This is a genomic window from Clostridium sp. FS41, from assembly GCF_000954015.1.
Classification (GTDB): domain Bacteria; phylum Bacillota; class Clostridia; order Lachnospirales; family Lachnospiraceae; genus Enterocloster; species Enterocloster citroniae.
In genome coordinates this window covers 35,529-55,482 of sequence record NZ_JYHN01000046.1, presented here as the reverse complement: position 1 = coordinate 55,482, position 19,954 = coordinate 35,529, and the positions used below count along the sequence as shown (strand labels likewise).

19 protein-coding genes are annotated in these 19,954 nt (G+C 50.9%); 13 read left to right on the top strand and 6 right to left on the bottom strand.

Features of this window, described 5'->3' with window-relative positions:
• The first annotated feature begins 29 nt into the window (after positions 1-29).
• Positions 30-743, top strand: a complete 714-nt coding sequence (locus tag CLFS41_RS07135) for a GTP pyrophosphokinase family protein (RefSeq protein ID WP_040415560.1) — start codon at positions 30-32, stop codon at positions 741-743.
• Positions 744-753: 10 nt separating this feature from the next.
• Here CLFS41_RS07135 and CLFS41_RS07130 read toward each other — a convergent pair whose 3' ends face one another.
• Positions 754-1,575: an N-acetyltransferase gene (locus CLFS41_RS07130; protein WP_045091872.1), complete on the bottom strand. Its 822-nt coding sequence runs from the start codon at positions 1,573-1,575 to the stop codon at positions 754-756.
• 186 nt (positions 1,576-1,761) lie between these two features.
• Between CLFS41_RS07130 and CLFS41_RS07125 the strand changes: the two genes are divergently transcribed.
• The 4 genes from CLFS41_RS07125 (at position 1,762) to CLFS41_RS07110 (ending at position 6,155) form a co-directional block, all read left to right on the top strand.
• Positions 1,762-2,124 carry a CidA/LrgA family protein gene (locus CLFS41_RS07125; protein WP_007859844.1) on the top strand — a complete coding sequence of 121 codons (363 nt, stop codon included), beginning with the start codon at positions 1,762-1,764 and terminating at the stop codon, positions 2,122-2,124.
• A gap of 1 nt (position 2,125) precedes the next feature.
• Complete coding sequence (locus tag CLFS41_RS07120) at positions 2,126-2,830, top strand: LrgB family protein (protein ID WP_007859840.1); 705 nt, start codon at positions 2,126-2,128, stop codon at positions 2,828-2,830.
• A gap of 67 nt (positions 2,831-2,897) precedes the next feature.
• Positions 2,898-4,688 carry an oligoendopeptidase F gene (gene pepF, locus CLFS41_RS07115; protein WP_045091871.1) on the top strand — a complete coding sequence of 597 codons (1,791 nt, stop codon included), beginning with the start codon at positions 2,898-2,900 and terminating at the stop codon, positions 4,686-4,688.
• 75 nt (positions 4,689-4,763) lie between these two features.
• On the top strand, positions 4,764-6,155 hold the full coding sequence (locus CLFS41_RS07110) for an MATE family efflux transporter (protein ID WP_045091870.1): 1,392 nt from the start codon (positions 4,764-4,766) through the stop codon (positions 6,153-6,155).
• 1 nt (position 6,156) lies between these two features.
• Here CLFS41_RS07110 and CLFS41_RS07105 read toward each other — a convergent pair whose 3' ends face one another.
• The gene (locus tag CLFS41_RS07105; RefSeq protein ID WP_007859834.1) at positions 6,157-7,641 is read right to left on the bottom strand and encodes a phospholipase D family protein; all 1,485 of its coding nucleotides are present in this window, start codon (positions 7,639-7,641) and stop codon (positions 6,157-6,159) included.
• Between the two features lie 125 nt (positions 7,642-7,766).
• Between CLFS41_RS07105 and CLFS41_RS07100 the strand changes: the two genes are divergently transcribed.
• Positions 7,767-9,407 carry an amidohydrolase gene (locus tag CLFS41_RS07100; RefSeq protein WP_007859831.1) on the top strand — a complete coding sequence of 547 codons (1,641 nt, stop codon included), beginning with the start codon at positions 7,767-7,769 and terminating at the stop codon, positions 9,405-9,407.
• A gap of 101 nt (positions 9,408-9,508) precedes the next feature.
• Here CLFS41_RS07100 and CLFS41_RS07095 read toward each other — a convergent pair whose 3' ends face one another.
• From CLFS41_RS07095 to CLFS41_RS07085, 3 genes are all read right to left on the bottom strand, one after another.
• Positions 9,509-9,949 carry an Hsp20/alpha crystallin family protein gene (locus tag CLFS41_RS07095; protein ID WP_347467890.1) on the bottom strand — a complete coding sequence of 147 codons (441 nt, stop codon included), beginning with the start codon at positions 9,947-9,949 and terminating at the stop codon, positions 9,509-9,511.
• A 109-nt stretch (positions 9,950-10,058) separates the two neighbouring features.
• Positions 10,059-10,877 (bottom strand): nucleoside phosphorylase, encoded by an 819-nt coding sequence (locus CLFS41_RS07090; RefSeq protein WP_007859826.1) that lies wholly within the window; start codon positions 10,875-10,877, stop codon positions 10,059-10,061.
• A gap of 3 nt (positions 10,878-10,880) precedes the next feature.
• The gene (locus CLFS41_RS07085; RefSeq protein WP_252208099.1) at positions 10,881-11,468 is read right to left on the bottom strand and encodes a TetR/AcrR family transcriptional regulator; all 588 of its coding nucleotides are present in this window, start codon (positions 11,466-11,468) and stop codon (positions 10,881-10,883) included.
• 276 nt (positions 11,469-11,744) lie between these two features.
• On the opposite strand from CLFS41_RS07085, the gene CLFS41_RS07080 reads away from it, so the two are divergent.
• The 5 genes from CLFS41_RS07080 (at position 11,745) to CLFS41_RS07060 (ending at position 16,865) form a co-directional block, all read left to right on the top strand.
• Positions 11,745-12,986 carry a molybdopterin-binding protein gene (locus tag CLFS41_RS07080; RefSeq protein WP_052665655.1) on the top strand — a complete coding sequence of 414 codons (1,242 nt, stop codon included), beginning with the start codon at positions 11,745-11,747 and terminating at the stop codon, positions 12,984-12,986.
• Positions 12,987-13,001: 15 nt separating this feature from the next.
• Complete coding sequence (locus CLFS41_RS07075; RefSeq protein WP_045091867.1) at positions 13,002-13,652, top strand: class I SAM-dependent methyltransferase; 651 nt, start codon at positions 13,002-13,004, stop codon at positions 13,650-13,652.
• 112 nt (positions 13,653-13,764) lie between these two features.
• The gene (locus CLFS41_RS07070) at positions 13,765-14,790 is read left to right on the top strand and encodes an iron ABC transporter permease (RefSeq protein ID WP_045091866.1); all 1,026 of its coding nucleotides are present in this window, start codon (positions 13,765-13,767) and stop codon (positions 14,788-14,790) included.
• Complete coding sequence (locus tag CLFS41_RS07065) at positions 14,787-15,569, top strand: ABC transporter ATP-binding protein (protein WP_045091865.1); 783 nt, start codon at positions 14,787-14,789, stop codon at positions 15,567-15,569. Before CLFS41_RS07070 ends, CLFS41_RS07065 begins: the two co-directional genes overlap by 4 nt.
• An 84-nt stretch (positions 15,570-15,653) precedes the next feature.
• Positions 15,654-16,865 (top strand): ABC transporter substrate-binding protein, encoded by a 1,212-nt coding sequence (locus tag CLFS41_RS07060; RefSeq protein WP_052665648.1) that lies wholly within the window; start codon positions 15,654-15,656, stop codon positions 16,863-16,865.
• 83 nt (positions 16,866-16,948) lie between these two features.
• On the opposite strand, the gene CLFS41_RS07055 is transcribed toward CLFS41_RS07060, so the two are convergent.
• Positions 16,949-17,863 carry a class I SAM-dependent methyltransferase gene (locus CLFS41_RS07055; RefSeq protein ID WP_007859824.1) on the bottom strand — a complete coding sequence of 305 codons (915 nt, stop codon included), beginning with the start codon at positions 17,861-17,863 and terminating at the stop codon, positions 16,949-16,951.
• 278 nt (positions 17,864-18,141) lie between these two features.
• Here CLFS41_RS07055 and pyrF point away from each other — a divergent pair, with 278 nt between their 5' ends.
• Positions 18,142-19,059, top strand: coding sequence for an orotidine-5'-phosphate decarboxylase (pyrF, locus tag CLFS41_RS07050; protein WP_045091864.1), 918 nt, complete (start codon positions 18,142-18,144; stop codon positions 19,057-19,059).
• Positions 19,060-19,136: 77 nt separating this feature from the next.
• On the top strand, positions 19,137-19,952 hold the full coding sequence (locus CLFS41_RS07045; RefSeq protein WP_007859820.1) for a dihydroorotate dehydrogenase electron transfer subunit: 816 nt from the start codon (positions 19,137-19,139) through the stop codon (positions 19,950-19,952).
• The last annotated feature ends 2 nt before the right edge of the window (positions 19,953-19,954 follow it).

The window sequence follows — 19,954 nt, the reverse complement described above, 5'->3', positions numbered from 1 at the left end:
ACGATTGATAATGAGGTGAACCGATGAACATGAATATTAACATGAATCCAAACAGCGAACTTCATCAGTCCATCGTCAATGTGCCGGATCTGGTACAGGTGCCTGAAGTCTGGATGAACCAGGCGCGGCAGTTTCAGCAGGCCATGATGCGTTATACCTGTGCGATCCGGGAAGTGAAGACAAAGCTGGAAGTGCTCAATGATGAATTGTCGGTTAAGAATCAGCGCAATCCAATTGAGATGATCAAGTCCAGGGTAAAGAAGCCCATGAGCATTGTGGAAAAGCTTCAGCGAAGAGGAATGGAGATCTCCCTGGAATCCATGGAGAAGAATCTGGATGATGTGGCAGGTATCCGCATCATATGTTCCTTTGTGGATGATATTTATGAGGTGGCGGATATGCTGGTACGTCAGGATGATGTCACGGTCATTGCCGTAAAGGATTATATTAAGAATCCCAAGCCCAATGGATACCGCAGCTATCACATGATTATTGAGATACCCGTCTTCTTTTCCGACAGCAAGAAACCGATCAGGGTGGAGGTACAGATCCGGACCATTGCCATGGATTTCTGGGCCAGCCTGGACCACCAGTTAAAGTATAAAAAATCCTTGATCGATGATGATGGAGAAATCAGTGAAGAGTTAAGAAAATGCGCCCATGTGATCGCTGAGACAGATCAGAAGATGCTTGCCATACGCAAAAAGATCGAGGCGCAGGGGGTTACGGTGCGCAGGGATTAGCAGACGCGCTCTAATACAAATAATAGGACAGGGTTTCCGTTATGCGGAACCCTGTTTTTCTGTAAAGCCTGAGAGCCGGTTCATTGGTGCCGGATACCTGCAGCCGCAGTTGTCTGCAGCCGTCCTTCTTTAACATGCCCATGATCCCCTGGACAAACATGGAACCCACGCCCTGACCGCGCAGATGGGGAGCGATCTCCAGGCTGTAGAGATAGGCGCTGTCCCCATGGATGGAGAGGCGGCAGGTGCCTGCCGGCGGCGCTGCAGACCCATCTTTTGCAATACGCAGGATCATGCCCCATTCCGGTCCCTCATCCTCCACGGTCATGGCAAGATCCAGGTCAAAGCCTGATGCTGAATCCAGGTCAAGGCCTGATGCTGAATCCAGTTTGCATTCCATCATATATTCATCATACCAGAACTCTGCTTCCAGATGTTTAAGGATCTCCTGTGCATCCCCGCAGCGGTTGTCCGTGACAAAGCACAGGTCCGGATCGCCTGCCTCCTGTCCCGCCGTGAGTACAGCCTCTAACAGTGCGGAAAAATATCCCCTACCGCGGGAGTCGGGCCTGGTAAAGGCATAACATTCCCAGCAGGAAGCGTCTGTTTTAAATACTGCAAAAAATGCTCTGATGGAGCTGGTTTCCGGATCACCTTCATACAAAAGCCAGAAATCATCCCCGTCATTTGGGCAGGAAAGGGAAATGCCATCCTGCTTCCGGCATAGGTTGGTGATATCATGTATTTCTTTTATCTGTTCACGGGATAATGATAAGGCGTTTACAATGTTCATAACAGGATTCCCTCCGGGCAGGTGTGTTTTTTTATCCATTTCATTTTCCTATTGTAGGACAGCAGGCAATATAATGCAATGGCGAAAGATTGTATTTCTTGTGTATTTATACATCTTCGGGTTGAATCTGCAAAAACAGGGTGGTAGAATAATAGCCGTGTTTGAAAAAACAAGCCAGTTATTACTCACCACCTGAAGATGTGTGAGTCTCAATCGGAGGAAAAGATGAAATACGTAAAACAGATAGGGATTATTCTGGGCATCACCATGGTGGGAGAGATCTTATACCAGGTGCTGCCCCTGCCTGTTCCGGCAGGCGTATACGGACTGTTTATCATGCTTGCAGCCCTTATGAGCAAAGCTGTGAAACTGGAAAGCGTGGAAGGGACCGGTAATTTCCTTATGGATACCATGACCATGATGTTCATACCCGCCACTGTGGGGATCGTGGAATGTATCGGGGAGGTAAAGGCGGTTCTGGTACCCTTTCTGCTGATCATAGCAGTGTCCACCATACTGGTGATGATCGTCACCGGGCGCATGGCCCAGTGGGTCATGCAGTCCAAGGAAGCAAAGGAGGAAAAGTAAGATGAGGGACAGTATCCGCGTGGTTTTAGAGCAGTCCCAATATTTTGGACTGGCGCTGAGCATTGGTGCATACCTGTTTGCCTGCTGGCTGAGGAATAAGACAGGTCTTGCCATCCTGAATCCTCTCCTGGTATCGGCCGCATTGATCATTGGCTGCATATTTGGAGTAGGAATGGATTATGAAACATATAATAAAGGTGCGTCATATCTGGGATGGCTTCTGACACCGGCCACCGTCTGTCTGGCAATCCCTCTGTATAAGCAGCTGCATTTGCTGAAAAAACACGGGGATGCGGTTGCCCTGGGCATTACTGCGGGTGTGGCCACAAGCGCGGTGAGCATTTTCCTCATGTGCAAGGTGCTGGGCCTGGCCCATACGCATTATGTGACCCTTCTTCCAAAGTCCATTACCACGGCCATTGGCATGGGGGTCAGCGAGGAGGCGGGGGGCATCGTCACCCTGACCGTTATGAGCATAGTACTTACCGGTGTCCTGGGAAATATGGCGGGGGAGGCGATTCTCAGGCTGGCCAGGGTACACCATCCCGTGGCCAAAGGACTGGCCCTTGGAACCAGCGCCCATGCGGTGGGAACTGCAAAGGCATTGGAACTGGGGGAGATAGAGGGAGCGATGAGCAGCCTTTCCATTGCAGTGGCAGGGCTTATGACCGTGATCGTAGTGCCGTTGATGGCAAACCTGATTTGACAAAAATGAGAATGGCGCCAGGCTTTTAAAGGATGGCCGGTGCCGGATGTGAAAGGAGCTGGTTCATATGAAGAAGCGCAGTGAGGTAGATGTTAAGGATACGTGGAAATTGGAGGACATGGTGCCCGGTGACAGCCAATGGGAAAAGCTGTTTGAGGAGGCGTCCCTGGAAGTAAAGCAGTATGCGGATTTTCGGGGAAAACTGGCAGAGTCCCCGGACAGCCTGTACCAGTGCCTGAAATTTGATGATGAGATGTCCAGGAAAATAGAACTTCTTTATGTATATGCCAGGATGCGCTCGGACCAGGACACGGCGCAGCAAGGGTATCAGGATATGTTTGCCAGGGCCCAGTCCCTCTCTTACAAGGCTTCGGAATATTCCTCTTTTATTGTTCCTGAGATCCTTTCCATACCGGAAGAAACACTGGACGATTTTATGAAGGCGGATAACGGCATCAGCCACTTTAAGCGTGCGCTGGAGATGATCCTTGATAAACGCCGGCACACCCTGTCCGGTGAGATGGAGGAGCTTCTGGCCCAGTCCTATGACGCCACACAGGGAGCCAGCCAGATATTTACCATGTTCAACAATGCGGATGTAAAGTTTCCTGTGATCACAGGGGAAAACGGCGAAGGGATCCAGATCACCCACGGCAACTATATTTCTCTGATGGAGAACAAGGACCGGAGGATCAGAAAGGACGCCTTTGAAGGGCTTTACAGCGTGTATGCACAGTATAGCAACACCCTGGCGGCCGCATTTTCTTCCAATGTAAAGCAGGCTGTATTTTACGCAAAGGCAAAAAAATATGAGTCCAGCAGACAATATTACCTGGCAGAGAACGAAGTGCCGGAGCTGGTCTATGACAATCTGGTGCAGGCCGTGAGAAAAAACCTTCCAAAGCTTCACCGTTACACGGCCTTGAGAAAGACGCGTTTGGGAGTGGATGAACTTCACATGTATGACCTTTACGTGCCCATGGTGTCGGAAGTGGACCGCCATTATACCTATGAGGAGGCAAAGGCCATTGTGAAGGAAGGTCTGGCGCCTCTGGGGGAGGAGTATCTGTCCGTGCTTCAGGAGGGCTTTGACAACCGCTGGATCGATGTCTATGAAAACGAGGGAAAAAGAAGCGGTGCCTATTCCTGGGGAACCTACGGCAGCCATCCCTATGTGCTTTTGAATTTCCACGGCACCTTAAATGATGTGTTTACCCTGGCCCATGAGATGGGGCATTCCATCCACAGCTGGTATTCCGATAAGAACCAGCCCTTCACCTATGCGGGGTATAAGATATTTGTGGCAGAAGTGGCGTCCACCTGCAATGAAGCGCTTCTGATCCGCCATCTGCTGGGAAAGACGGAGGACAAAAAGGAAAAGGCATATCTTCTGAACCATTTTCTGGAAAGCTTCCGGGGAACCTTGTTCCGTCAGACCATGTTTGCGGAGTTTGAGAACATGGCCCACAAAAAGGGAGCTGCAGGGGAAAGCCTGACCGCCCAGAACCTGTGCAGGGAATACCATCAGCTGAATGCGGATTATTTTGGCGGGGAAATGACGGTGGACCCCCAGATCGACTATGAGTGGGAGAGGATCCCTCATTTCTACACACCGTTTTACGTGTACCAGTACGCAACCGGTTTTTCCGCGGCAGTGGCCATCAGCAGCAGGATCATGAAAGGTGAGTCCGGTGCGCTGGAGGGTTATAAGAAGTTTTTAAGCGGCGGCTGCTCCATGACGCCCATCGACCTTTTGAAACTCTGCGGCGTGGATATGTCCACCACCAAACCGGTGGACGAGGCATTAAATTTCTTTGGAGAGCTGCTGGAGGAATTTGAGGAAATGGACCATAACTGATCGTAACTATAGGAACGATGATATCACAAGGGAATGATGATATCTGGGGATAATGATGATATTTGAGGGAAAACAATGAGTGGGGATACGGTGAGAGAAAATGCCGCAGGACGGCGGATAAAGAAACAGATTGACCTGACAGAGGGGAGCCCTGGAAAAAGCCTGCTTGTTTTTGCCCTGCCTCTGATCCTGGGAAACCTGTTCCAGCAGTTTTATAATATGGCTGATTCCATGATCGTGGGAAATTTTGTGGGCGAGGATGCATTGGCGGCAGTGGGGGCGTCCTATGCCCTGACCAATGTGTTTATCATGATCGCCATTGGAGGAGGAAACGGGGCTTCCGTGCTTACATCCCAATATCTGGGGGCTAAGCAGCATGGAAGGATGAAGACATCCATTTCCACGTCCCTGATCACCTTCCTGGCTGTAAGCCTGGTGCTGGGGGGCGTGGGATTTGCCATGAACGGGCGGATCCTTGAGGGCCTGAACACGCCGGAAAATATTATGGGCCAGGCCAGGCTGTATCTGGGAATCTATTTCCTGGGGCTGCCCTTCCTGTTCATGTATAATGTGCTGGCTGCCATATTCAATGCCATGGGGGATTCCAGGACGCCTTTGTACCTGCTCATATTCTCGTCCCTGCTGAATGTGGTTCTGGATATCATATCAGTTACCTGGCTGGGAATGGGGGTGGACGGCGTGGCCATTGCAACCGTAATGGCCCAGGGTGTATCCGCCCTTATCTCTTTTGCCCTTTTGTTGAAAAAATTAAGAGGGTATGCCCAGGGACCGGAAGATGAATTCCGCTTTTATGACACCAGGATGCTGGGATCAGGCACCAAGATCGCGGTTCCGTCCATCCTTCAGCAGTCCATTGTGTCCATCGGGATGCTGCTGGTGCAGTCCGTGGTCAATGGCTTTGGCTCCGCTGCCCTGGCCGGATACTCTGCGGGCAGCCGCATTGAGTCTATCTGCGTGGTGCCAATGATCGCCACAGGAAATGCAGTTGCAACCTTTACGGCCCAGAATATCGGCGCAGGTAAGCTGGAACGGGTGAAAAAGGGGTACAGGGCCAGTTACGGGATCATAATAGGCTTTTCAGTACTCATAGCAGTGGTGGTCTCCCTGACCAACGGCCCGATTATCGCCTCCTTCCTGGGAGGCAGCATGAGCCCTGACGCATACGCGGCAGGCACCGGGTATCTGTCCTTTATCGCATACTTCTTTGTGCTCATCGGGTTAAAAGCGTGTACGGACGGCCTTTTAAGAGGGTCCGGGGATGTGCTTGTGTTTACCATAGCAAACCTGGTGAACCTGGCGATCCGCGTGTTCGGCGCCTTCCATTTCGCACCGGTATGGGGTGTTGCTGCTGTCTGGTATGCGGTTCCCATGGGCTGGATGGCCAACTATGTGATCTCCTTTGCGCGGTATCTCACAGGGAAATGGAAGGATAAGAGGGTGATCTGATTCAGATCAGAAACCGGAAGGGCTGCATTACAAACCCTACCACCTTCCACGCGGCGCGTTTGTAGAGAGGAACGGATGCCACATTTACGTGGGCGGGGATTTTATAGGTGCCGTCTGACTGCAGGGTGCGGCAGTCCTGCTGATAGGAATCCATGTGCTCCTTCAGCTGGGCGGTGAGCGGCGGACTCTGGATGACCAGCATCAGCTCAGTGTCCATATAGGTGCTGCGCAGGTCAAAGTTATAGGAGCCAATGGCGCACAGTTCATCATCGATCACAAGGGATTTGCCGTGATAGGAGAGTCCGCCGTCATACTCCAGGATTTCCATGCCTGTGTTGATAAATTTCTTTTTGTGCAGGGGATAGTCGCTGGAGGCAAAAAAGTTATCTCCGTTTTCCACGGAATTGACCATCATGGTGACCGGGACCTGCTTTGTCACTTCTGACATGGTTTCATACATGGTATTGTTGAATACGGCATAGGGCGTGTGGATCACCACACGCTCTTTTGCCTGTTTCATCAGCTGGGTCAAGGTGTAGAATACCACCGGTTCTTTGGCATAGATGGTGGTGGGATTGGACACCAGGGTTATCTTTCCCGCGGGCACGGTATGGGTCTGATAATAGGTGAGGGGATCCGGCCCTTCCAGGATCGCCAGGTCATCCTCATTATCCGGGGCAAACAGCTCCGGATGGGCGGATGCCAACGAGTCATACCGCTCCCTGAGCACGGCAGCGGCATTTTTAACAGATGTTTTCTCACCCAGGGTTTCACTGTCATGGAACAGGGAGGATACCTCCAGGTTCCAGACCTGGTTAAAATATTCCTCTACCTGGTACAGGGAGCTTTTTGCACTGTCTTCTGTGCCGTGGGCCGTGTTGTACACCAGGACTTCCCTGTCGTGGCTGCGGGAGTTGGTGGGATAGGAACCGATAAAATAGTCAAAGGTATTCCTTCCCCCCAGTATATAGCCGTAATCGTCCGCGATCACATATTTGTCATGCATCCGGCCCTGGGTTGTCCAGGGCTGAAGCAGATTTATCTTGTTGTAGATCTTGATCTCTATATTGGGATGGCTGGACAGTGCATAGAAGTAATTGTTCCTCTCCATGCGCACCAGACCGGAAAAACCATCCACCAGTATCTGGACCTTTACCCCCTCATCCGCTTTGTGAAGCATTAGGGACATGATATCCCTGGGGCTTTCTCCGTCCCTGAAATCAAAGGTGGACAGAATGATCCGTTCCTTTGCCATCCCCATCAGGCGCATCCGTTCGTCCCAGGCGCTCTGGTTCGTCTCCAGGATCATGGCCCGGTCACAGCCCGGACCATCCTGATAAAAATCAGCGGCCGAAGTATTTTCTTTTGTTATTTGGGAAACAGGTTTATAATGATAAAAGGGCGCAGTGGCCCCCAGGACAAGATAGAGGAAAATGATCAGGAGGGCCGTCAAAGGTCTGTGTCTTTTTATCCATTTAAGAATCATAAGAAACTCCTTTTGTGTGCATACTCTAATGTGCGGCGGAAAGCCGGATTGATACGGGATCATACTATAGGGTACTATACTAATAATAGAATGGAAAGTCAAATAATTTGAAGGGAGAGCGCATCATGGGACAGATATTGTATTACAATGGAACGATCCTTACCATGGAGGACCAAAAGCCATGCGTGGAGGCCGTGCTTACGGAGAATGGGAGGATTACAGATGCCGGAACTTATAAAGACCTGCTGGAGCGGGCCGGTTCCCAGGTCCGTAAGGGGGATCTTCAGGGAAATGTAATGGTGCCGGGTTTCATCGATCCCCACAGCCATTTTACCGCGTGTGCCAGCAATACCATGGAGGTAAACCTGGACGGAGCGGAAAATTTTGATACCATTATTTCACGCATACAGGATTTTATCAGGCAGAGGAAGATACCGGAGGGCCAGTGGGTACAGGCGTCCGGGTATGACCATAACTGCCTGAAGGAGCACACCCATCCCAGGCGGATGGTGCTGGATCAGGCGGCGCCCCGCAATCCCCTGATCATGAAACACCAGTCAGGCCATATGGGTGTGCTGAATACCATGGCCCTGAACCAGCTTGGGATTACACCCGATACCGTATGTCCCCAGGGAGGCGTGATCGAGATAAAGGACAAAACCATCACCGGCTACATGGAAGAGGCAGCCTTTTTAAAGTACCAGAACCAGGTTCCCATGCCTGATAAGGAGGAGTTTTTGCAGGCGTATTCCAGGGCGCAGGAACTGTACGCCTCCCATGGGATCACCACGGTCCAGGAGGGGCTGCTGTCCCAACGTCTGCTTCCCCTGTACGGGCTGCTGGCCGGTTCCGGGCTTTTGAAACTGGATCTGGTGGCGTATGGGGATATCAGGGACAGCAAGACTGTCACTGAACAATTAAAGGATCACATCAGGATTTATAAAAACCATATCAAGCTGGGCGGATATAAAATGTTCCTGGATGGTTCGCCGCAGGGCAGGACAGCCTGGATGAGGGAACCCTATGAGGCGGATCAAGAGGGCGGACAGCCAAAGGATTACAGAGGATATGGTACGCTGCAGGATGAGGAAGTATACGCCCACATACTGAAAGCTGAAAGGGAGGGAATGCAGCTTCTGGCGCACTGTAACGGGGATATGGCCTGCGAACAGTATCTGAACCAGATGGAAGCTGTTTACGGATATCTGAAAAAAAATGAAGATCCGGACTGTCCCGCCTTTTATCCCGGAGATATACGCCCGGTGATGATACACGCCCAGCTTCTTGGACTGGATCAGCTAAAGCAGGTGAAGCGGCTGAAAGTGATTCCCTCCTTTTTCCTGGCCCATGTATACCACTGGGGGGACGTGCACATCAAAAATTTCGGAATGGAGCGGGCCGGCCGCATCAGTCCGGCCGCATCAGCTCTTAAGGAGGGCATTGTATTTACCTTACATCAGGACAGCCCGGTCATACGTCCCGATATGATGGAAACGCTGTGGTGCGCGGTAAACCGCAGGACAAAAGGAGGCGTGGTGCTTGGCGGTACGGAGCGGCTGCCGGTTTGGGAGGCATTAAAGGCCATCACGGTCAATGGGGCGTACCAATACTTTGAGGAAGATGAAAAAGGTTCGATTGTAAGCGGAAAAAAGGCTGATTTTGCAGTGCTGGACAAAAACCCACTGTCAACAGAGCCGGATGGAATCAGGGACATAAAGGTTCTTGCAACCATAAAAGAAGACCAGCTCATCTGGAAAAGACAATAGGAAAAATCCATAACAGCCAAAGGCAGACGGCGTGGGGGCGCTCCGTCTGCCTTTGGCTATGTGGTAAATGTATATTAAAAGAGGGTAAGAAAAGGGAGGGATTACAGTATGTCGATATATTTAGGGGTTTCTTCTACCTTGGGCGCATCCTTTGGCACCTGCAGTTTCAGGATGCCGTTTTCAAAGCCTGCCTTAATGTCTTCCTGTCTGGTATGTTCGCCTACAAAGAAGGTTCTCTTGCAGGAACTGGTGTAGCGCTCTCTGTGGATCACGGTTCCCTTATCATCCTTGCTCTCGCTGGAGGCGTCATGCTCAGCTGAAATGGTCAGGTATCCGTCCTTTAATTCTGCCTTGATGTCTTCCTTCTTAAATCCCGGAAGTTCAATTTCCATTATATAGTTGCCATCCTTTTCCGTAATATCGGTTCGCATCACGGGAAGCTTCCTGCTGTCGCTGTTTTTCTCAGTGGAGCCGGTAAAGAATGGATCATTAAAAAATTCATCAAATAAATTAAGTCCGTAGTTTCTTCTTGGTATTAACATCATCGTTGTATCCTCCTTGCTGATAGAACTGTTTGTTTTATTTGTTATACATGCATTATAACACAATTGTTAGCACTGTCAAGAGGTGAGTGCTAATTTTATATATTTTTTAGATTTCAGATAAAAGGTCTGGTTTTTTGGTTTCCGCAGATTTCACCGTTTCCCCTAAAACCAATGCAATTTCCAAGGCAATGGCAATATATTTATCACTTAAATGACGCCCGTAATCTGTCAGGTCCCTTGGCTCCCAGCGGTCCGAGTCAAGATGATCGGCTCCGAACAGGAAGGGGATGACCGGAACATTTCTGAATTTAGACACGGCCAGGGAAGCGGAGCATTCCATATCAACCGCAATACAGCCCTGTTTTTTGCGCTCCTCAATTAATCCGGTGGTCTCCCTGTAGATGGCGTCCGTGGTCCAGACCTTTCCGGCCACATAAGGAATCCCATGCTGTTCCAAGCATCTTGTTGTAAGATTGACTGAAGAACTGTCAGCGCTTATCTCTTCACTGCTGGGAATATAGTGATAGCTTGTGCCCTCATCCCTGACCGCTGACAATGGAATGATGATCTTGTTCTGAACAACCGACTGGTTCAACACTCCGCAGCACCCAAAAAGAACGATACCTTTTGCGCCTAAGGCTATTATTTCCTCAAGCCCGGCCACGCATGCCGGAGCGCCGACCCTGGAAAGGAATAAACCAAAGGTCATATCAGCATATTTGACGGCGTACACGGGGATGGCTCCGTTTGAAGAATACAAATGTGCAATTATGCGGGCTTCATTGGTTTCAATAAAATGATTGATAATGTTTTCTGAAAAAGTGGAGATACAGATTTGAGGGAACCCGCTTATCTCTTTTGTCAGGTCGCCTGGGTTTATAAAAGCATTGGTATCCTCCTGAAAATTGTTAAAAACAGCTGCCATTGTTTAATCCTCCCTTATTAATATTTTTTTGATCTCTTTTATGATGCCGGACGGTATCTGTTCATTGATTGGCATCAGTTTGCTGAACATGCGCACACCCTGATAAGAGAACACGATCAGATCAAATACTGCAGGAATATCCACATGGTTAAATTCATTTCTCTCAATCCCATATTGAATAAGCTTTTCCCAGCTGTTGGCGGACAGCATGTACTGTTGATACAGAGCGTTTTTCCGGTCCGGTCCGCCGCATAAACTGAAAAATTCATAGATTGCCAGGCTCAATGAGGCTCCGCTGTCAAGCATTTCCCTTTTATAAGTTTCCAACACTTCATTTAAAATTACAACGGCGGGTTGGCCCTGCTTTATTTTAAAATCAAATGTATCCTCCTGCCGGCTTAAGAGATCATCTATGATCTCTTGAAAAATTTGTGAAGTGCTTTCATAATGGCAGTATAAACCGCCCCGGCTTAGCTTTGCTGCTTCACATATGTCCTTCATTGTCACCTGCTTAAAACCTTTAGCAGCAAATAATGAATAAGCATTTCTTTTAATATGCCGTCTGGTTTCCTCACCACGCCGATTCACCATATCGTTTTTTCCTCCGGTTAAAACTCCCATCTTAAGAGATGGTGAGCTGTTACAAGTTCTGTTCACTCATTCTTTTACTTGTTTTTTAATTACCGACACATGTGTCTTAAAATATAATACGACACACATGTCGGAATGTCAAGGCCAGGAAATCATATCCAGATTTTCTTTTAATTGACAATACCTCATAATAGCGTTATACTTTTAAAAGAATAACGAAAAACTGTAATGTACAACAGGAAACAGCAATAAAAGGGGTTATATAGGAGGAAAAAGGTGACAAATCAATATGTTCCCACATTTGAAACACTTTTATCAAGGGAGGATATCATCAGGCGGATCATTGAGAACTGGCCTGTTAAGAGGCAGGAGGAGGAGGTTTTGGTTGAGGCCGCATTGGGCCGCATTCCGGTCTTAGATATCTGCTCACAGCTTACCCTTCCCGTGGTGCGGGCATCCTCAAGGGATGGTGTGGCGGTGGCTTCCTCCCGCTTTGCCCAGGGAATGCCGGACACATCCGGATGGGTACAGGGGGTGGACTTTGAAAGGGCTGACACGGGAGATGACTTTAGCGATACATATGATGCGGTGATCACTATTGAGGATGTGGAACTTTCCGGGGAAGGAAAACTAAGTATCCATGAGGGAGTGAATGTGGCGCCGGGCTGCAATGTGCGTTTGGCAGGTTCAACGGTGAGGGAAGGGGAAATGCTGGCAAAGGCCGGTCTGCCCCTTCGTCCCAGGGATCTGGCCGGACTGCAGATGGGCGGGATCACAAGGGTAACCGTCTGGAAAAAGCCTGTGGTTGCATTCATTCCATCGGGAAGCGAACTGATCGCTCCGGGAACGCCGCTTAGCAGGGGAAAGAATATTGACACCAACAGCCTGCTGATGCGTGAGACCTTAAAGGAGATGGGGGCCACCCCGCTGTGTCTGCCCATTGTCAGAGACGATGGGCAGGAGATGGCGGATGCCCTTAACCGGGCTATGCCCCAGGCGGATATCATAGTCATGGGCGGCGGTTCCTCCAAGGGGGAGGAAGATTATACGGCCACCCTGCTCCACCAACAGGGAAAGGTGCTTTGCCACGGTGCCCAGGCAGTGCCCGGGAAACCTTTATGTGCGGCAATCATTGACGGAAAGCCTGTCATCAATCTGCCGGGACCTTTTATGGCAGCTTATCACGGCTTGGAGTGGTGTATCAACGGACTGGTATCCCATTACCTGAACCGTCCTGCCAGAAAGAGGCAGACCATTGAGGCCGCTCTGACAAAGCCGCTTTTGGGCAGCGATATGGTATCCATGCTTGTGAATATGGAAGTAGTACAAAGGCGGGACGGGAAGGGATATCTGGCAACTCCCTGCAGTATCAGGGAGACGCCCATGAGCCGTTCCATCATGGCCAACGGACAGTATATGACAAAACTGAACCAGGACATACCGGCCGGAGGACTGATCGAAGTGGAACTGCTTCGCGGGCTGGAATTTATCCCCGTGGAAGAAGATAAAAACTTGTGAACAGGAGGTGGCCAAATGCCGGAATTGAAAGAGTGTCCCTCTGAAAGACCATGGGACAATGATGAATTTACATTTGATTACATTGCACAGAATATATTTTCCCCCATTTACCCGGTGATCGCCGAGGCCATTCTTAAAACCTGCGGCCGGCGGGAGGGGAGGATGATCGATCTGGGCTGCGGCGGAGGACACCTGGGTTTTGCTGTGATGGAACGGACCGGATATCAGGGGGTTTTTGTGGATATCAATGAAACCGCGCTCCGGATCGCCGGAAAAAGGGCCGGTGAGCGGGGGCTTTCCCAGCGCTCGGAGTTTTTAAACCGGGATGTGGAGCGCACAGGTCTGCCGGACCATTATGGGGATCTGATCATCAGCCGTGGATCTTACACTTTCTGGAATGACCTGGAAAAGGCCATATTGGAGATATACCGTATCCTGGCCCCGGGGGGCATGACCTACATTGGCGGAGGAATGGGGAACGCAGAGCTGGCAGAGGCCATACGCCCCAAGATGCAGGCGATTTGGCCGGACTGGCCCAGACGTATCATGGAACGGAGCAATCAGATATCCAATGAGATGCTGAGTGAGATGCTGGACCGGCATGGTATTTCCCATGAGATCATTGACAATGAGGACCAGGGGCGCTGGATCATCATGCGCAAATAACCTTCCTTAAATTGCCCCGGCTAACCTCTGAATAGGTCCGCCGGGAATATGAGATGAAGCAGATAAAATAAAGCAGATAAAATGAACAATATGAGATGAGGAATATTTGATAATGAACCGGAGAAAGAAGGCGTCTTCCAAATGGCCTGTCCTGCTGGTATTCCCGGCAGCTGCGTTTTTGTACTCATTCGCCATCGGCAGGTTTCCCATGTCCGTACCGGACTTATTGCATACATTGTACTACCATTTTGTAGACCCCACGCGGATCGCCAATCCTAATATGGAGACAACGCTTTTTAATATACGCCTGCCCAGGGTATTGGCAGCAATGCTGGTAGGGGGCGGATTATCCATTGCAGGGGCCGCCTACCAGGGAATGTTTAAGAATCCTATGGTGTCGCCCGACATCCTGGGGGCATCTGCGGGCGCTGCATTTGGGGCGTGTGTTGCCATGATGCTAAACATGCCCGCGGTTTATATCCAGCTCATGGGATTTGGAGGCGGGATCCTGGCTGTTTTTATTGCCGCCGCAGCCACCAGGCGTTTCAGCCGTGACACTGTTTTGGGACTGGTCCTGGGCGGAATGATGGTGAGCACCCTGTTCCAGTCCGGAACGTCCGCCATCAAACTTCTGGCAGATGACGACAATAAACTGCCCCAGATCACCTTCTGGCTCATGGGCAGCTTTAATACCATGAACAGGGCGCGTTTGTTCAGTATCCTGATCCCCATTGGAGCTGGTTTCCTGATCCTTTTTTTCATGCGGTGGCAGCTTAATGTGCTTTCCTTTGGGGAGGAGGAGGCCCGCAGCCTGGGGATCAAGACGCGCCGGGTGCAGAGCCTGGTGATCGTTGCTTCCACACTGATCACAGCATCCTGTGTGTCTGTGTGCGGCATGGTGGGCTGGGTGGGGCTGGTCATCCCCCACGTGGCACGGGCGCTGGCAGGACCCAATTTCAAACGCCTGATCCCTATCTGCGCCATATTGGGATCAACCTTTCTACTGCTGGTGGACAACATTGCACGGACTGCATTTACAGTGGAGCTTCCTATCGGGATCCTGACCTCTGTGATCGGAGTGCCCTTCTTTTTCTTTATATTCAGATATGGGAGCGGAAAGGGAGGAGGCAGGGAATGATACAGGCGGTAGATGTGCATTTCAGTTATGGAAAACACCAGGTGCTTTGCGGCGTATCCTTTGATATGAAAAAAGGGGAGTATGTGTGCATCCTGGGAGCGAACGGGTGCGGGAAAACCACCCTGCTGAAAACCATGCTGGGATTTCAAAAGCCTCAGAAGGGCCGCATTACCCTATATGGGGAGGATGTCCATGGTATGGATGAGAGAAGGATGGCCCGAAAGGTGGCTTATATCCCCCAGCACCATGAGCCGCCCTTCCCCTTTACCGTGGGGGATGTGGTACTGCTGGGCCGCACCCCCCATTTGAGCAGGACCTGCCGCCCCACGGCCAATGACAGGCGCATTGCCCGGGATGCCATGGAGCGATTGGGAATAGGGCAGTATGCCGACCAATGCTATACGGAGCTTTCCGGCGGACAGAGACAGATGGTCATCATTGCCCGGGCATTGGCCCAGCAGCCGGATCTGCTGATCATGGATGAGCCCACGGCCAGCCTGGATTATGGAAACCAGTACCTGGTGCTGGCCCAGATGAGAAAACTCTCCCATGAAGGGATGGGGGTACTGATGGTGACCCACGATCCGGACCATGCCCTGTACTGCGCGGACCGCATTGTGGCTATGAGGGACGGAAGGATCGTTTCCATGGGAGGAGCCCGTGAGGTGGTAAGGGAGGATATCATGAAAAAGATATATGGAATGACCATCAAGGTAAGGGATGTGGGACTGAGTGCCGGAAAGAATGCAACCGTATGCATACCGGTGCCGGATATGTGATTGCAAAGGAACCTTTGGAATGATATGGACATGATACCGGAGGCCTTTCAAAATAGAATGTATAATTAAAGGAGAAGATGAGTAATGAGAAAATATGTATGGAAACAATGGCTGTGTGCAGCGGCCCTGACGGCTTTTGTGCTGTCCGGGTGCGGTCAGAAGGCATCGGCGGCAGGAAATATCCCGGATACCGCAATGACCACGGAACCTGTTGAGGACACTGCCGGGGCCGACATGACAAAGGGCAAGGCTGATGGGCCGGAGGATCAGGCGGATGTGCAGTCTTCTGCGTCCATGGTGGAGATAAAAGATATGGGAGGGCGGAGCATTACCATTCCTGCCCCGGACAAGCTGGAGCGCATGTACCCGGATGGTTCCACCTCCCTGCTGCTATTGTATACCCTTGCGCCGGACCGGATGACCTCGGCTCCCAGCAACACAGGCAATGCGTTCAGCGAGGAACAGCGGCCCTTCATCCTTCCTGAGGTTTGCGATCTGCCAAGCTATGGCACACGTTCGGGAAAAGGAAACCTGAACCTGGAGGAGATCAAGAATGCGGATATGCAGGTAATCCTGTCCATGGGCACGGGGAAGATCAGTGAGAAAGATATCTCGGAGGCGGATGAACTCCAGGCCCAGCTGGATATCCCCGTGATCCTGTTCAGCGGGGATATGGAAGATTATCAGGAGGCGTACAGGCTTTTGGGAAAGGTGATCGGCAGGGAGGCGGACGCTGAAACACTTATTGAATACACATCCAAAATTGTGGCGGATATTGACAAGGCAGTGGCACAGATCCCGGAAAAGGACAGGATAACCCTCTACTACGCGGAGGGGGATGACGGGCTTGCAACGGAACCTGCCAGTTCCAACCGGTCCTATGTGTTTAATGCCTCCGGAGCGGTCAATGTGGCTGTTGTGGACGCGGCCGCAGGTTATGGACAGTCGGCCGTGTCCATGGAGCAGGTGCTGGACTGGAATCCCCAGGTCATCATCACCCAGGGTACAACCCATGCATATGAGACGATCTTAAGCGATCCAAACTGGGCGACCATTGACGCTGTAAAGAACGGAAGGGTATATAAAATGCCCAGCAATCCGTTCAGCTGGGCCGACCGTCCGCCCTCTGTCAACCGCTTTATCGGGCTGCATTGGGTGACAAACCTGTTATATCCGGATTTATATGATGTGGATATTGTGGATCTGGCCATTGACTACTATAAAGTTATGTACCATGTGGATGTGGCCAGGGAGGACATGGAGGGGCTCCTGGTGGATTCCGTTCCCCGGAAATAAGACTCTGAATCTGAAAAACTGCTGCAAAAGGGAAAATGCTCATCCCTTCCGTGGCAGTTTTTTGCTGTCTCTAATAGCAGTTCTTAATGGCTGTTCTCCACAGACCGCCGTGTCTGGGTCCGTTTGCCCTTTAAATTCCACAGCAGCCGTCCATATGTAAATTCCGAGCTCTCATAGAGATTGCCGTCCTCGTCCGCGTGTTCCGCCATCCAGCGGTATATTTTCTCAATCCGATCCGTGGTCCTCTCACCGGGCGGCAGGATAATGGAACCGGATATCTCTGCAAACTCCCTGTCCGCTGTCCGGTAATTTTCCTTGGTCTGGGTATAATAGCTGGTGACCGGCAGGTACCCGGTAAGGAAAAGAGTATTGAAACTGGTGTAAAAATGCCGTCCGTTCCAGCTGTTTAGGGTATCCCTGTGAAACACCTCCCTGGCAATGCGCTCGTGGAGTTGGTGGCGGCCGGATACAATGGCGTTCATGCAGCACCAGGACCTGCTCAACTCCATGAATTTTTCAAGGCCCTCAAGGCCGGAAACAGCCGGGGACAGGGAACAGAAGGCAAGATCAAAGGCATGGTAAAGTCCTTCAGCCTCAAGGTCCATGCTGCAGAAATCACGGACCAGGAACCGGGTGTTGTCCCGTCCCTGCTCACGGGTAAACAGTTGGGCATATTCAATGGTGCGGGTGGAAATGTCAATGCCCACCACTCGGCGCGCGGTGGAGGCAAATTCGGATACAAAACGTCCCGGCCCGCATCCGATATCCACCACATCCGTATCCGGTCCAAGGACTCCGTTGACTCTCAGATAATCAGCAGTTTCCATGATCCGGTCCATGGCTTTTCCCTTTTTCAGGTTTTGATTCCAGAAGTTCTGCTTCCAGTTCTTTACACGCCGGTCCCACATGTCCGCTTTAAGATCTGCCCGGCCGTCATGGGCCTCCTCCTGAAGCTTCAGTATATGTGACAGTTCACTGGATCGATTAAATTCGCTCATATTGGTTTCTCCCGCCCCTGCTCTCAGAGGAAAAGGAAATACACCATAGTCGTCCCTGCCCACTGAGGATATTTATAAAAGTAGCATACAACAAAATTTACCAGGAGTAAATAGATCCGGGAGCAAATAGATTCATGGGCAAATCGTTTTCCGGGTACACGGTTCAAAAAAACACGACAAAATATTTTTTAATACTGGAATATCATTCCTTGAAACAAGGTACTTTATATGTTAGAATGGGGAAAGAGTTTTCAGTACTCATACATAAGGAGGACGCTATGATTAGTCAGTTGATTGAAAAGATAAAGAAGACAAACGCCCCGATCTGTGTCGGACTGGATCCGATGCTGTCCTATGTGCCCGGACATGTGGTTAAGAAATCCTTTGATGTATACGGAGAGACCCTGGAGGGGGCTGCGGACGCTATCTGGCAGTTTAATAAGGAAATCATTGACCATACATGTGATCTGATCCCGGCAGTTAAGCCGCAGATCGCCATGTATGAACAGTTTGGCATAGAAGGGCTTATTGCATATAAGAAAACAGTGGAATACTGCCACGAAAAGGGCCTGACCGTTATTGGAGACGCCAAGCGGGGGGATATTGGTTCCACTTCCGCGGCATATGCCACCGGCCATTTGGGCGCGGTCCAGGTGGGAAGCAATGCATACAGAGGATTTGACGTGGATATGCTTACGGTCAATCCATATCTTGGAACAGACGGAGTAAAGCCCTTTGTAGATGTGTGCAACACTGATGATAAGGGACTGTTTGTCCTGGTTAAGACATCCAACCCCAGCAGCGGCGAATTTCAGGACCGCTTGATCGATGGAAGACCCTTATACGAATGGGTGGCCCAGAAGGTGATGGAGTGGGGAGCTGCTTCCATGGACGGTGCATACAGCAATGTGGGAGCCGTGGTGGGCGCCACCTACCCGGAGATGAGCAGGATCCTCCGCAAGCTGATGCCCGCAACCTATTTCCTGGTGCCGGGATACGGTGCACAGGGCGGTACGGCGGATGACCTAAAGCACTGTTTTAATGAGGATGGACTTGGGGCCATTGTGAACTCATCCAGGGGCATCATAGCTGCTTACAAGCAGGATAAGTATAAACAGTTCGGTCCGGAGCATTTTGGCGAAGCCTCCAGACAGGCCGTACTGGATATGGTTGCTGATATCAACAGCGTACTGTAACGGACTGCAGCACCGGCAGATTATTGCCGGTGCTGTAAGAACATAATGTGGCGGCACAATAAAGATGGAGATTTTTTATGGCAAAGATAAAAATGACAGCGGTTATCACAAAACAGGACCGGCTGACTGAGGATATATATGATATGAGGATCAAGGCCCCCCAGATCGCGGGGGAAGCAGTTCCGGGACAGTTTTTGTCCCTGTACTCAAAGGACGGATCAAAGATGCTTCCAAGGCCCATCAGCCTGTGCGGCATTGACCGGGAAAAGGGAGAACTGCGCCTGGTTTACCGCATTGCAGGCGCCGGCACAAAGGAGTTTTCCTGCCTGAAGGAAGGGGATACCATTGATGTGCTGGGACCTCTGGGCAACGGCTTTCCGTTAAAGCCTGAGAAGAGAGCGTTTCTGATCGGAGGAGGCATCGGAATCCCTCCCCTGCTGGAACTGGCCAAAGCCCTTCAGGCGGAACAAGAGTCCGGCCGGGAGAGCGGAGCTGACAGCGGCCGGGGAATGGTCCGGTCAGTGCTGGGATACAGGGACAGCCAGATGTTCCTGAAGGAGGAGTTTGAGGCGTACGGACCGGTCTATGCGGCCACCGAGGACGGAAGTGCGGGAACAAAAGGCAATGTACTGGATGCCATACGTGAACAGGGGTTAAAGGCCGATATCATTTATGCCTGCGGTCCCACCCCCATGCTCCGTGCCCTGAAGGCTTATGCCGCTGAGCAGGGAATGGAGTGCTGGCTGTCACTGGAAGAAAAGATGGCCTGCGGCGTGGGAGCCTGTCTGGCCTGCGTGTGCCAGTCAAAGGATATTGACCGCCATTCACAGGTACACAATAAGCGCATCTGTAAGGACGGACCCGTATTCCTGGCAGATGAGATCGAACTATAACG